The organism is Streptomyces sp. NBC_00490 (assembly GCF_036013645.1).
GTDB lineage: Bacteria > Actinomycetota > Actinomycetes > Streptomycetales > Streptomycetaceae > Streptomyces > Streptomyces canus_F.
Window position 1 is genome coordinate 8,716,087 of the sequence record NZ_CP107869.1, and the last position, 13,194, is coordinate 8,729,280.

Sequence of the window (13,194 nt, forward strand, 5' to 3'; positions counted from 1 at the left end):
CGAAGGTGGGGGTGGTCGCCATGGCGATCCGCACTTTCGGACCCAACGCCGTCGACTGGGAAGAGCGCGTCGACCTGGACCGGCTCCGCGGGCAACGGCTGGCCCGGCTGCACGAGACCCTGAACCGCTCCTCCCTCGGCGCGGTGCTCAGCTTCGACTTCGCCAACATCCGCTACATGACCGCCACGCACATCGGCACCTGGGCGATGGACAAGCTGATCCGCTTCGCCCTGCTGACGCGCGGTGGCGAACCGGTCGTCTGGGACTTCGGCTCCGCCGCCCGCCACCACCAGCTCCACAACCCCTGGCTGGACTACAGCGACGGCAAGGGCGGCCCGCCCACCGGCGCCCGCGCCGGCATCTCCACCCTCCGCGGCGCCTTCCACCCGGACGCCGGGATCGCCGAGGACGTCGCCGCGAAGATCGCCGCCGAGCTGCGCGAACACGGCCTGGCGGACGAGCCGTTGGGCATCGACGTCGCCGAGATGCCGGTCCTCGCCGCCCTGCGTGCCGAGGGCATCGACGTTGTCGACGGCCAGCAGGTCTTCCTGGAGGCCCGCCGCATCAAGACCCGCGACGAGATCTCCCTGCTGGCCCAGGCCTGCGCGATGGTGGACGCCGCCTACGAGGAGCTGTACGGCTATCTGCGGCCCGGTGTACGCGAGAACGAGTGCGTGGGGCTGGTCAGCAAGGTCCTGTACGACCTCGGCAGCGAGTACGTCGAGGGTGTCAACGCCATCTCCGGGGAACGCTGTTCACCCCACCCGCACGTCTACAGCGACCGTCTGATCCGCCCCGGCGACCCGGCCTTCTTCGACATCCTGCACAGCCACCTGGGCTACCGCACCTGCTACTACCGCACCTTCGCCGTGGGCAGCGCGTCCGGCGCCCAGCGTGACGCGTATGTCCGCTGCCGGGAGTACATGGACGAGGCGATCGCGCTCGTCCGTCCCGGCGCCACCACCGCCGACATCGTCCGGGTCTGGCCGCGCGCCGAGGAGTTCGGCTTCGCCGACGAGACCGCCGCCTTCGCGCTGCAGTACGGCCACGGGGTCGGGCTGTCCATCTGGGAGAAGCCCATCTTCAGCCGTTTGGTCTCCCTCGACCACCCCGAAGTCCTCGAAGAGGGCATGGTGTTCGCGCTGGAGACCTATTGGCCGGCGGCCGACGGCTGGTCCGCCGCCCGTATCGAGGAGGAGCTCGTCGTCACCGCCGACGGCTGCGAGGTCATCACCAAGTTCCCGGCCGAGGAACTGCTGGTGGCGGGCCGCAAGTACTGGACGGTCGGCGGCGAACTCAACACCCGGCGGGAGTCGCAGTCCCATCTCAACCGGGGTGACTCTCATGGTGGATAGCGCCGAACTCCTCGCCCTGTACGAGCAGATGGTCCTCATCCGCCGTACCGAGAAGGCCGCCCACGACCTGTTCCTCCAGGGACTCGTCAAGGGCACCACCCACCTCGCCGCCGGACACGAGGCGATCGCCGTCGGCGCGAGCGCCGCCCTGCGCGCCGACGACTACGTCTTCGCCACCTATCGCGGCCACCACCACGCCCTGGCCCGGGGCGCCACCCCCGAGGAGTGCCTCGCCGAACTCATGAGCCGCGCAACGGGGTTGTGCGGCGCCAAGGGCGGCTCCATGCATCTGACCAAGGCGGCCACGGGCATGCTCGGCTCCTACGCCATCGTCGGCGCGCACCTCCCGATGGCGGCCGGCGCGGCCTGGTCGGCGCGGCTGCGCGGCACCGACCAGGTCGCGGTGGCCTTCTTCGGCGACGGCGCGACCAACATCGGAGCCTTCCACGAGGCGCTCAACCTGGCCGCCGTGTGGAAGCTGCCCGTGCTGTTCGTCTGCGAGAACAACCTGTACATGGAGTACACGCCGATCGCCTCCGTCACCGCGGTCGCCCGGCCCGCCGCCGATCGGGCGCCCGCCTACGGCATCCCGGGCGAGACGGTCGACGGCAACGACGTCGTCGCGGTCCGGGACGCCGTCGCCGCCCTGGCGGGGCGGGCCCGGGCAGGAGACGGGCCCGCCCTGCTGGAGGCCGCCACCTACCGGCACTTCGGGCACAGCCGCTCCGACCCGGCGACCTACCGCCCGGCCGAGGAGGTCGAACGCTGGCTCAAGCACGACCCGTTGGACATCGCGCGGGGGCGGCTGACCGAGCTGGGGGTGTCCGAGGAGACGCTCACCGCGGCCGACGAGCGTGCCCTGGACGTCGTACGCAGGGCGGTCGAGGCGGCGAAGAGCGCGCCCGCGCCCGATCCGGAGCAGGCGCTGACCGATGTATGGGCCGACGGGAGTGCCGCATGGCGGACGTGATCACCTACCGGGAGGCGGTCGCCGAGGGCATCGCGCGGGAGATGCGCCGGGACGCGGCGGTCGTGTGCCTGGGAGAGGACATAGGAGAGGCCGGCGGGGTGTTCAAGACGACCGCAGGGCTGTTCAAGGAGTTCGGGCCGGAGCGGGTGTGGGACACGCCGATCTCCGAACAGGCCATCGTGGGCGCGGCGATGGGCGCGGCCATGACCGGGATGCGGCCCGTCGCGGAGATCATGTTCTCGGACTTTTTGGCCTGTTGTTGGGACTACCTCGCCAACGAGATACCCAAGGTGCGTTACATGACGGGCGGTCAGGTCACCGTGCCCCTCGTCGTTCGCACCGCCAACGGCGGCGGGCTCGGTTTCGGCGCCCAGCACTCGCAGGCCACCGAGAACTGGGCGCTCACCGTCCCCGGCCTGCAGATCGCGGCTCCGGCGACGCCCGCCGACGTGATCGGCATGATGGCGGCGGCGATCCGCAGCGACGACCCCGTGGTCTTCTTCGAGCACAAGGGGCTGCTGGCGTCGAAGGGTTCGCCCCCGCCGCCCGATCACGTGGTCGAGCTGGGGCGCGCCGCCGTCGTGCGCGAGGGTGCCGACGTGACCCTCGTCGCCCTCGCCGCGATGGTGCCGGTGGCGCTGCGGGCGGCCGCCCGGCTCGCCGAGGAGGGCATCGCGGCCGAGGTCGTCGATCTGCGCTGTCTGGTGCCGCTGGACATGAGTACCGTGCTCGCCTCGCTCGCCCGGACCTCGCGGCTCGTCACCGTCGAGGAGAACCCGTACCAGGGCGGCTGGGGCGCCACCGTCGTCTCGGTCGTCGCCGACGAGGGCTTCGGCCTGCTGGACGCGCCCGTGCGCAGGGTGGCGGGCGAGTGCGTCCCGTTGCCGTTCGCGGACGCGCTGGAGGAGCGGGTCATCCCCACCGTCGACAAGGTCGTGGCGACCGTCCGCGACCTCACCGCGTACTGAACACCCCGAAGGAGGAAGGGCGATGACCGTTCGGACACTCCTGCGCGCAGGTCACGTGATCTCGATGGACCCCGACATCGGGGACCTTCCCCGCGGGGACGTCCTCATCGAGGACGGAAGGGTCGCGGCCGTACGGCCCGAGATCAGCGCCGATGCCGAAGTCCTCGACATGAGCGGCCGGATCGTGATCCCCGGCTTCGTCGACACCCACCGCCACACCTGGGAGGCCTCGATCCGCGGGGTCGCGCCGGACGCCACGCTCGACGACTACTTCGTCGACATCCTCGACACCTTCGCGCCGCTCTACACCCCGGAGGACGTGTACGCGGCCAACCTGGCCGGCGCCCTGGAGTGCCTGAACGCCGGCATCACCACGCTCGTCGACTGGTCGCACATCAACAACACCCCCGAACACCCCGACGCCGCGATCCGGGCCCTCGCCGAGTCCGGCATCCGCGCCCAGTACGCCTACGGCAGCGCCAACACCTCCCTCGCCGACTACTGGTTCGAGAGCAAGATCGCGATCCCGGGCGACGACGTACGGCGGATCCGCGCCGAGCACTTCGCCTCCGACGACTCCCTGCTCACCATGGGCCTCGCCACCCGCGGCCCCGGCTTCTGTGTGAACGACGTCGTCACCGCGGAATGGGGTCTGGCCCGCGAACTGGACATCCCGCTCACCGTCCATGTCGGCATGGGACGGCTGGCCGGCCGCTTCGGCATGGTCAAGCAACTCCATGACCTGGGGCTCCTCGGTGCGGACACCACCTACATCCACTGCTGCTACCTCAGCGAGGAGGAGTGGCGGATGGTCGCCGACAGCGGCGGTACGGTGTCCGTCGCCCCGCAGGTCGAGACGCAGATGGGGCACGGCTGGCCGCCGGTGATGAAGGCGATCGAGTACGGACTGCGGCCCTCCTTGAGCATCGACGTCGTCACCACCGTCCCCGGCGACATGTTCACCCAGATCCGCGCGGCCTTCGGCGCCGAGCGCGCCCGCGTCAACGCCGAGTCCTGGCAGGCCGATGTCCCGGTGCCCGACACGATGCTGACGGCCCGTCGGATGCTGGAGATCGCCACGCTCAACGGTGCGCATGTCGCCGGACTGGAGGACCGCACCGGTTCGCTGACGCCCGGCAAGCGGGCCGACGTCGTCGCGATCGACGCCACCGCGCTGAACGTGGCGCCGGTGCACGACGCGGCGGCCGCGGTGACGCTGTCCGCCGATGTCTCCAACGTGGACACCGTGCTCGTCGACGGCGTGATCCGCAAGCGGGACGGGAAGCTGACCGGCGACGTGGCCCGCGCCCGGCGGCTCGTCGAGGAGTCCCGTGACCGGCTCCTGGCCGCGAAGGCCGCCCGGTGACCGCTCACCTGGTGCGCCGCGCCACCGACGTACCGCCACTGGAGTACGACGAACACGACTACCGGCGGCGGGAGTTGGTCGGCGAGGAAGACGGCAGCGTCCATACCGGCTTCGGCGTCTGCGAGTTGCTGCCGGACGGTGCGATCGGGCCCCACGTCCACTCGTACGAGGAGAGCTTCTGCGTGCTCGACGGGACCGTCGTCCTCGACGTGCCCGACGGGTCCTACCTCCTCGAAGAGGGCGACTACGGGCTGCTGCCGACCGGTGTCCCGCACGCCTGGCGGGGCGCCGGGGACACCGCCGCACGCTGGGCGGACATGCTCGCGCCCGTGCCGCGCGCCCGCTACGGCCACGACACCCAGGCGGTGCCCGCGCTGCCCCGCCGCAGCCCCGTCCGCCTCGACGTCCGTGACCCGCGCACCCGTTCCTTCGGGCACTTCGAGCCCGCGCAGATGGAACCCGGCAAGCAGTCCCAGGACGTGCTCGCGGTGTCGGCGAGCATGCGCACCGCGCTGCTGGTCTACAGCGGGATCACGGTGAAGATGATGGTCGACGGCGACCTGGGCGCGGTCGCCTCCACGATGTTCATGGTGCAGTACGCCCCGGACGGTGTCGCGGGCACGCACGACCATCCCTTCGAGGAGACGTACCTGATCCTCGAAGGGACCGTCGACGCCACCTTCGACGGCTCGGTGTACCGGCTGGGGCCCGGCGATGTGGCCTGGGCGGGCGCCGGATGTGTGCACGGGTTCACCAACGCCGGTGCGGGGCCGGTGCGTTGGCTGGAGACACAGGCGCCGCAGCCGCCGGTCCGCCACTCGTACCGGTTCACACGGGACTGGGAGTACCTGAGGGAGGTGCTGGAGTCATGAGCAGTGTGCTCGTCGTCGGCGGTACGTCGGGGATCGGCCGCGAGTTCGCCCGCTTCCGTGCGGGGCGGGGGGACGAGGTGGTCCTCACCGGCAGGGACGCCCATCGTGCCGACACGGCGGCCAAGGAGACCGGTGCGCTGCGCGGCATCGCGCTCGACCTGTCGCGGCCGCGGGAGATCGCGGCGGCGCTCGACGGCATCGGGCCTGTCGACCATCTGGTCCTGGCCGGCGTCGCCCGCGACGACAACCGGGTGAGCGCGTACGACATCGAGGCCGCCCTGAACCTGGTGACGCTGAAGCTCGTCGGCTACACCGAGGTCGTCCACGCGCTCCGGGACCGGCTGCACGACGACAGTGCCATCGTCGTCTTCGGCGGACAGGCCAAGGAGCGGCCCTACCCGGGCGCGACCACCGTGGCGACCGTCAACGCGGGCGTACGCGGGCTCGTGCACACCCTTGCCGTCGAACTCGCCCCCGTCCGCGTCAACGCCGTCCACCCCGGGGTCGTCGGGGACAGCCCGTACTGGCTGGCCAAACCGGGGGAGGTGCTCGCCGGACTGCGCACCAGGACACCCAGCGGCCAGCTCGCCACGATGGCGGACGTGGTGGACGCCGTGGACTTCCTGCTGCGCAACCGGTCGGTCAACGCCGTCGAACTCGCCGTGGACGGGGGATGGTTGCTGGGCTAGGACTTGATCCCGACGGCCCCGTACAGCGACACCGGGCCCTCGTCGGTGTCCGGGGTCTCGTCCACCGCGAGTTCGGGACGCCAGTCCTTGACCGACACGATCCCCGGCTCCAGCACGTCGAGTCCCTCGAAGAACCGGCCGAACTCGTCCCGCGTACGGGCCACCAGCGTCACCCCGCCCGCCGCGTAGGCCTCGATGCCCCGCCGTACGTTCTCCGGCTCGAAGTCGGCGGTCATCGCGGACAGCACCAGCGCGCTGCCCGGGGCCAGCGCGCCGACCAGCGTGTCCACCAGGTCGTACGCACCGTCCTTGTCGGCGACGAAGTGCATGAGCGCGATGAGCGACAGGGCGATGGGCCGGTCGAAGTCGAGGATGCGGCCCGCCTGTTCGAGGATCGTCCGCGGCTCCCGCACGTCGGCCTCGATGTACTCCGTCACGCCCTCCTCGGTGCCGCGCAGCAGGGCGCCGGCGTGGGCGAGGACGATCGGGTCGTTGTCGACGTAGACGACGCGGGCGTCCGCGGCGACCTGCTGGGCGATCTGGTGGAGATTGGGCTCGGTGGGAATACCGGTGCCGATGTCCAGGAACTGGCGGATGCCCGCGTTCGCGACCAACTGACGGGTGGCCCGGTTCATGAACCAGCGGTTGGCGCGCGCGGCCCGCGGGGCGTCGCCGCTGAGCGAGGCGATCTGACGGCCGAGGGCCTCGTCGACCGGGTAGTTGTCCTTGCCGCCGAGGTACCAGTCGTAGACGCGGGCCGGGTGCGGCTTCGTCGTGTCGATCCGCTGGACGGAGGCCGGCTCGGTCCCGGTCACGTGTGGCTCCTCTGCTCGCCGGTCAGGGTTGCGAGCAGTCTCGCACGATGATCCGGGCCGGGCGGAGTCGGTCTTCGGCCACCTGGTTCAGGTCAACTGCGGTGCTGTTCCTACGGTTTGAGCGGATCGTGGCCCAGCGTCATCAGCAGGTGCCGACGCGGTGTGTCCTCGGCCGCCGGCTCGTTCTCCGAGTCCGTCTGTGCCGAGACGGTGTCCACCACCTCGTACATCACCTGGACGTCGTCATCGGTGAGATCCGTGCGCCGTTTCTGCAGGATCGCCAGGACGTGCTGCCCGGTGGGCGACCCGGCGTGTTCCGGCAGCGGCTCGGCGTCCTCGGCGGCGTCGCTGACCCGCAGCCAGGCCGCCAGCTCCTGCGAGGTCATGTTCACCACGCGGTGGAAGTCCTCCCACAGCGCGTCGAGTTCGAGGGCGTCGGTCATCGTGTGCCCCTTCCGTACGTGCGGGTGGCGGTCAGTCCTTCGGCCAGTTCTCCGCGTCGAACATCCAGCGCTGCTTCTCCAGTTCCGCCGTGATGCCGATCAGCAGGTCCTGGGTGACCGGATCCGCCTTCTCGGTCGCGGCGATGCGCTCGCGCAGCCGGCCGATGGCCGTCTCCAGCGTCTCCATCATCAGGGCGACGACGTCGTTGTCCCGCTGCCAGCCCTCCTTCGAGCCGGGCAGGGTGTACGCGCTGGCGATCGTCTCCGGGCGGCCGTCGGGCGGCAGCCCGAGCGCCGCGGCGCGCTCCGCCACGGTGTCGGAGTAGTTGCGGGCCGTGTCCACCACTTCGTCCAGCTGGAGGTGGATGGAGCGGAAGCGCGGGCCGACGATGTTCCAGTGCGCCTGCTTCCCGATCAGCGACAGCCCGAGCAGATCCACGAGCGTGCTCTGCAGGGCGTCCCCGGCGATCCGTCGGGCGTCCTCGGGAAGGGTGCTCCTCACCACGGTCATACCGTGCTCCTCCTTCTGGCGTGGTTCGTGCCGATCCGGAGCGGTGCGACGCGTCCCTGGTCACAGGGGGTCTGCCGCGACCACTCCATGTCGGCGCGGGTGCCCAGGGCGAACCGCCGCAAACGCCGCGGGATCATCCGTCGAGCACCGCGTCCAGGAAACGAGTGAGGTCGGCGAGGACTTCTGCGCTGTTCGTCTCGTTGAACACCTCGTGCCGGGCGCCCGGATAGATCCGCTCGGTCAGGACACCCCCGCTGAGCTGCTCGACCCCGACGCGGCTGCCGGCGAGCGGCACCAGCCGGTCGTCGGCTCCGTGCAGCCACAGCAGCGGGAGCGGGCCGATGTCACCGCCCTGGGCCACGGTCTCCAGCGTGCGCAGGAACGACTCGACCGTCGGCCGCTTCATCGGCCCGTGCCACACCAGCGGATCCGCCGCGTACGCCGCTCCCACCGCGGGATCACGGGAGAGCGAGGCCGGGCTGACGGGCGTGTCCGGGATCTCGTCCAGGGCTAGCAGCCGCCTGGGCAGCTCCCAGTCGCCGATCACCGGTCCGGACAGGACGAGCGCGGCGAGTTCGGTGCCGTGGCGCTGTGCGAAGCGGGCGCAGATCAGACCGCCCATGGAGTGTCCGATCAGGACGACCGGCAGGCCGGGGTGGGCGGCTCGGGCGAAGTCGGCCACGGTGTGCACATCGGTGACCACGTCCTCGAAGTCCTCGACCAGCACCCGCTCGCCCGCCGACTTCCCGTGACCCCGGTGGTCGGGCCCGAAGACAGCCGCGCCGTGCCGGTGGAGGACGTCGGCGAGCTCCTCGTAGCGCCCGATGTGTTCGCCGTAGCCGTGCACGACGAGCGCGAGCCGGCGCGGCCGCGGGTGCGGCCACTCGCGTACGACGAGTCCGTCGAGGGTGTGCTCGCGGGCCTCGGTCATCTCTCCTCCAGCTGCGTCGGTGAAGGTCCCCGGGGATCTTCCCAGGGCGCGAGGGGGCGGTCTACACTCCGAAACTAGCAGTGCTAATTAATTCGACCGGGGAGACCAGCCGTGCGTCCCGTCCACTTCGCGGCCGCCCGCCGCACCCCCATCGGCAAGCTGCGCGGAGCCCTGTCCCGCGTACGCCCCGACGACCTCGCCGCGGCCGTCATCCGCGGGCTCGTCGCCGATGTGCCCGCCCTCGACCCCGCCCGCGTCGACGACGTCTACTGGGGCGCCGCCAACCAGGCCGGTGAGGACAACCGCAACGTCGCCCGCATGGCGGCGCTGCTCGCGGGCCTGCCCGAGACCGTGCCGGGCGCCACGGTGAACCGGCTGTGCGCCTCGGGGCTGGAAGCGGTGACGACGGCCGCCCGCACCATCGCCGCGGGCGAGGCCGACATCGTGCTCGCCGGCGGCTCGGAGTCGATGAGCCGCGCCCCCTTCGTCCTGCCGCGCCCCGACGAGGCCCTGCCGCACCGCATCGAGACGGTGGACACCCGGCTCGGCTGGCGGCTGGTCAACCCGGCGATGAAGGAACTGCACGGACTGCTGTCCATGGGCGAGACGGCGGAGGAGGTCGCGGACCGCTACGCCGTCTCCCGCGAACGCCAGGACGAGTTCGCCCTGCGCAGCCATCAACGCGCCGCCGCAGCCCGCAAGAACGGCCACTTCGACGACGAACTCCTGCCCGTGGAGCTACCGGACGGCGTGGTCGTGGACGCCGACGAGTGCATCCGTGAGGACACCTCGTACGAGAAGCTGTCCCGGCTGAAGCCGGTGTTCCGGCAGGGCGGGAGCGTCACGGCGGGCAACGCCTCACCCATGAACGACGGCGCGGCAGGCCTCCTCCTGGTCAGCGAGGAGGCGCTGAACGACCTCGGCCTGGAGTCGCTCGGCCGCTATGTCGCCGGTGGCTCGGCCGGCGTCCACCCCGACGTGATGGGCATCGGCCCCGTCCCCGCCACACAGAAGGTGCTCGCCCGCGCCGGCTGGACCGTCGGCGACCTCCAGGAGGCCGAGTTCAACGAGGCCTTCGCCGCCCAGGCCCTCGCCTGCGTGGACCGCCTCGGCATCGATCCGGAGCTGGTCAACCCGAGCGGCGGCGCGATCGCGCTCGGCCATCCGCTGGGCTGCTCGGGGGCCCGCATCCTCACGACACTGCTGCACCGCATGCGGCGCACGGGGGCCGCGCGGGGCCTCGCGACGATGTGCGTGGGCGTGGGGCAGGGGAGCGCGGTGCTGGTGGAGAGGCACTAGGCACGGGAAGGGCCATCAGGCGAGACGCTGCTTACGTCACTCGTTAGATGCGCATAGCATCGGGTCCCGCATGAACACGATGACGCTCTGGCACATCACCGGCTGGGAGTTCGCCGCCCTCGCCTTCGCTGCAACCCTCGTCGGCTTCTCCAAGACCGCCGTGAGCGGGGCCAACACGGTCAGCCTCGCCATTTTCGCCGCCGTCCTGCCCGCCCGCGCCTCGACCGGTGTGCTGCTGCCGATCCTCATCGCCGGGGACGTGCTCGCCGTCCTCACCTACCGGCGCCACGCCCACTGGCCGACCCTGTGGAAGCTGTTCCCGGCGGTCGCGGCGGGCGTGGTCGCCGGCACGCTCTTCCTGATGTGGGCCGACGACGAGATGGTCCGGACGTCGATCGGCGCCATCCTGCTGCTGATGGCCGCCGTGACGGTGTGGCGCCGCCGCACCGCCGACCAGGCCGACGAACCCGACTCGGTCGCCACGAGAACGGGCCGGATCAAGGCCCGTTCCTACGGCGTCCTGGGCGGCTTCACCACCATGGTCGCCAACGCCGGCGGCCCCGTGATGTCGATGTACCTGCTGTCGGCGGGCTTCCGGAAGCTCGGCTTCCTGGGCACCTCCGCCTTCTTCTTCCTGATCGTCAACACGTCCAAGGTGCCCTTCAGCGTGGGCCTCGGCCTCATCGACGGGCACTCGCTCCTGCTCGACGCCGCACTCGTGGCGTTCGTCGTGCCCGGCGCGTTCCTCGGCAAGTGGGCCGTGAACAGGATCAACCAGCGGCTCTTCGAACAGCTCGTGATCGCGGCGACGATCGTCGGCGGCCTCCAGCTACTGCTCCGCTGACCACGCCCGGAGCAACGCGGGCAGCTCCGCGAACGAGTCGATCACATGGTCCGGGGTGCCGCTCGCGTCCCGATGCGTCTGAGGCAGATACTTGCCCGTCCTGACCAGCACGCCCGTGACCCCGGCGGCCTGCGCCGCCAGTACGTCCGACTCCACGTCGTCCCCCACCATCACCGCCTCGTCCGCACCGGCCCCCAGCCGGGCCAGCGCCGAGGCGAAGAACGCCCGCGACGGCTTCCCCGTCACCACCGCGTCGGTACGGGCCGCCTTCTCCAGCCCCGCCAGGAACGCCCCCGCGTCCAGCTGAAGCCCGTCGTCGGTACGCCAGTACAGATTCCGGTGCATCGCCACCAGCCGCGCGCCGCGCTGGAGGTGCCCGAACGCCCGGTTCAGCGCCACATAGTCGAACTCGGGCCCCGCACCCCCGACGATCACGACGTCCGGCACGGCCCCGGTCTCCCCGGCACCGATCACGTCCACCTCCCCGAGATCCTCCCTGATGTCCCCGCTGTTCAGCAGCGAACAACGCGCCCCCGGGAAATGCTCGGCGATGTACGCGGCGGTGACGGCGGGCGCGGTGAGGATGTCCCGCGCCGTCACCGGGAACCCCGCCTCCGCGAGCGTCCCGGCGATCGACGCCCGTGTCCGGGACGTCGTGTTGGTGACCAGCGCGACGGCGAGACCTGCCTCGCGGAGCTCCCGCAACGCCTCGACCGCACCCGGCAACGGCTCCCACGACACGGTGAGAACCCCGTCGATGTCGATCAGTACGGCGCGCACGGAGTCCATGGCAGGACGATAGCGATCCGCCCGGCCCGGCGGAGCGATCCGAACTCATGCCACACGACCCTCACACTTCAGGGCGCGGTGATCGTGGACAGATCGAACGAGTCCCCCCGTGCCCGCTCTCCCGCACACCCTTCGTACGCTCTCCTTCATGGCCCCCCACGTCCTCATCCTCGGCGGCACCACCGAGGCCCGTGAAATCGCCGCCGCGCTCACCGCGCTGCCCGGTGTTCGCGTCACCACCTCGCTCGCGGGGCGCGTGAAGCGCCCCGGAGCGGTGACCGGGGACGTGCGGATCGGGGGCTTCGGCGGTGCGGACGGGCTCGCGGACTGGATGCGGGAGCAGCGTGTGGACGCCCTCGTCGACGCCACGCATCCGTTCGCCGAGGCCATGACGGAGAACGCGGCCCGGGCCGCCGCGGCGACCGGCGTACCGGCGGTGGTGCTGCGCCGCCCGGGGTGGCGGCCCGGTCCCGAGGACCGCTGGTACCCGGTCGGTTCACTGGCGGAGGCCGCCGGTCTGCTGCCGCTGCTGGGCCCCCGGGTGTTCCTGACCACCGGCCGCCTCGGCCTCGCTGCCTTCGCGCACCTGACCGAGCTCCACTTCGTCGTACGCTCCGTGGAACTGCCCGAGCCGCCGATGCCGCCGCGCACCGAAGTCCTGCTGGCACGCGGCCCGTTCACCGTGGACGACGAGTCCGCGCTGCTGACCACGCACTGCGTCGACGTCGTGGTCACGAAGGACAGCGGGGGAGCGGCGACAGCCGCCAAACTCACGGCCGCACGCCGACTGGCCTTGCCCGTCGTGGTCGTACGACGTCCCCCGCTGCCCGCGGGCGTGGAGATGGTGCCCGATGTCGCCGGGGTCCTGGAGCGGCTGGGCCTCAGCCGGAGATGACCGAGGCCCGCATGCGGTCGATGGCGCGCAGCACCTCGGTGCGGTTCTTGGCACTCTTGATCCAGGCGGGGAGCCGGCCGATGTACGTCATCTTGCGCCCGTGCTCGTACCAGGGGTCCCGCTCCCGCAGGTCCGCCGCCACGAACCGCCTGAGCAGGTCGAGGTGTTCGAGGTTGTACGCCGACACCGTGCCGTGACGGGTCTCGGTCCGCAGCCACAGCGTCGGCCAGGCGCACCGGCCCGTGGGCCGGCACAGACCGCAGGACCGGCAGATCACCCGGGGCTGCGGCGGCGCGCTCCGCTCGAAGTGCGCGATCCGGTCGCAGCGCGGGCAGCGGACCAGCATCGAGCCGCTGAAGTGGTGCGCGTCGAGGCCGGGATCGTGGAAGCGGAGGGGAGGCATGCCGGGAGTATGACGAGTGTCCGGCCCGTCCCGCACCCGGATTC

15 protein-coding genes are annotated in these 13,194 nt (G+C 71.4%); 9 read left to right on the plus strand and 6 right to left on the minus strand.

The window, feature by feature from the left end:
* Window positions 1-20 precede the first annotated feature (20 nt).
* From OG381_RS39675 to OG381_RS39700, 6 genes are read left to right on the plus strand one after another with little or no spacing between them, the layout of a single operon-like run.
* Window positions 21-1,355: a M24 family metallopeptidase gene (locus OG381_RS39675; RefSeq protein ID WP_327720797.1), complete on the plus strand. Its 1,335-nt coding sequence runs from the start codon at window positions 21-23 to the stop codon at window positions 1,353-1,355.
* Window positions 1,348-2,325 (plus strand): thiamine pyrophosphate-dependent dehydrogenase E1 component subunit alpha, encoded by a 978-nt coding sequence (locus tag OG381_RS39680; protein WP_327722677.1) that lies wholly within the window; start codon window positions 1,348-1,350, stop codon window positions 2,323-2,325. The genes OG381_RS39675 and OG381_RS39680 overlap by 8 nt, the downstream gene beginning before the upstream one ends.
* Window positions 2,313-3,293, plus strand: coding sequence for an alpha-ketoacid dehydrogenase subunit beta (locus tag OG381_RS39685; RefSeq protein WP_327720798.1), 981 nt, complete (start codon window positions 2,313-2,315; stop codon window positions 3,291-3,293). Before OG381_RS39680 ends, OG381_RS39685 begins: the two co-directional genes overlap by 13 nt.
* A 22-nt stretch (window positions 3,294-3,315) precedes the next feature.
* On the plus strand, window positions 3,316-4,659 hold the full coding sequence (locus OG381_RS39690; RefSeq protein ID WP_327720799.1) for an amidohydrolase family protein: 1,344 nt from the start codon (window positions 3,316-3,318) through the stop codon (window positions 4,657-4,659).
* Window positions 4,656-5,531 carry a cupin domain-containing protein gene (locus OG381_RS39695; RefSeq protein WP_327720800.1) on the plus strand — a complete coding sequence of 292 codons (876 nt, stop codon included), beginning with the start codon at window positions 4,656-4,658 and terminating at the stop codon, window positions 5,529-5,531. The genes OG381_RS39690 and OG381_RS39695 overlap by 4 nt, the downstream gene beginning before the upstream one ends.
* Entirely contained in the window at window positions 5,528-6,220 is a 693-nt protein-coding gene (locus OG381_RS39700; RefSeq protein ID WP_327720801.1) for an SDR family oxidoreductase, read from the plus strand. The genes OG381_RS39695 and OG381_RS39700 overlap by 4 nt, the downstream gene beginning before the upstream one ends.
* Here OG381_RS39700 and OG381_RS39705 read toward each other — a convergent pair.
* The 4 genes from OG381_RS39705 to OG381_RS39720 all read right to left on the minus strand — a co-directional run bounded on the left by OG381_RS39705 (window position 6,217) and on the right by OG381_RS39720 (window position 8,920).
* The gene (locus tag OG381_RS39705; protein ID WP_327720802.1) at window positions 6,217-7,035 is read right to left on the minus strand and encodes an SAM-dependent methyltransferase; all 819 of its coding nucleotides are present in this window, start codon (window positions 7,033-7,035) and stop codon (window positions 6,217-6,219) included. The two genes, OG381_RS39700 and OG381_RS39705, sit on opposite strands and share 4 nt — an antisense overlap.
* A gap of 110 nt (window positions 7,036-7,145) precedes the next feature.
* Window positions 7,146-7,478: a DUF3140 domain-containing protein gene (locus tag OG381_RS39710; RefSeq protein WP_327720803.1), complete on the minus strand. Its 333-nt coding sequence runs from the start codon at window positions 7,476-7,478 to the stop codon at window positions 7,146-7,148.
* A gap of 31 nt (window positions 7,479-7,509) precedes the next feature.
* Window positions 7,510-7,989 carry a Dps family protein gene (locus tag OG381_RS39715; protein ID WP_327720804.1) on the minus strand — a complete coding sequence of 160 codons (480 nt, stop codon included), beginning with the start codon at window positions 7,987-7,989 and terminating at the stop codon, window positions 7,510-7,512.
* 133 nt (window positions 7,990-8,122) lie between these two features.
* Window positions 8,123-8,920, minus strand: coding sequence for an alpha/beta hydrolase (locus OG381_RS39720; protein ID WP_327720805.1), 798 nt, complete (start codon window positions 8,918-8,920; stop codon window positions 8,123-8,125).
* A gap of 111 nt (window positions 8,921-9,031) precedes the next feature.
* On the opposite strand from OG381_RS39720, the gene OG381_RS39725 reads away from it, so the two are divergent.
* Window positions 9,032-10,219, plus strand: coding sequence for a thiolase family protein (locus OG381_RS39725; protein ID WP_327720806.1), 1,188 nt, complete (start codon window positions 9,032-9,034; stop codon window positions 10,217-10,219).
* Window positions 10,220-10,289: 70 nt separating this feature from the next.
* The gene (locus OG381_RS39730; RefSeq protein WP_327720807.1) at window positions 10,290-11,063 is read left to right on the plus strand and encodes a sulfite exporter TauE/SafE family protein; all 774 of its coding nucleotides are present in this window, start codon (window positions 10,290-10,292) and stop codon (window positions 11,061-11,063) included.
* Here the strand turns inward: OG381_RS39730 and OG381_RS39735 are convergent.
* Window positions 11,049-11,852 carry a TIGR01458 family HAD-type hydrolase gene (locus OG381_RS39735; protein ID WP_327720808.1) on the minus strand — a complete coding sequence of 268 codons (804 nt, stop codon included), beginning with the start codon at window positions 11,850-11,852 and terminating at the stop codon, window positions 11,049-11,051. The genes OG381_RS39730 and OG381_RS39735 overlap by 15 nt on opposite strands.
* Before the next feature lie 148 nt (window positions 11,853-12,000).
* On the opposite strand from OG381_RS39735, the gene OG381_RS39740 reads away from it, so the two are divergent.
* Complete coding sequence (locus OG381_RS39740) at window positions 12,001-12,747, plus strand: cobalt-precorrin-6A reductase (RefSeq protein WP_327720809.1); 747 nt, start codon at window positions 12,001-12,003, stop codon at window positions 12,745-12,747.
* On the opposite strand, the gene OG381_RS39745 is transcribed toward OG381_RS39740, so the two are convergent.
* Window positions 12,734-13,150, minus strand: a complete 417-nt coding sequence (locus OG381_RS39745; RefSeq protein ID WP_327720810.1) for a hypothetical protein — start codon at window positions 13,148-13,150, stop codon at window positions 12,734-12,736. The two genes, OG381_RS39740 and OG381_RS39745, sit on opposite strands and share 14 nt — an antisense overlap.
* Window positions 13,151-13,194 lie beyond the last annotated feature (44 nt).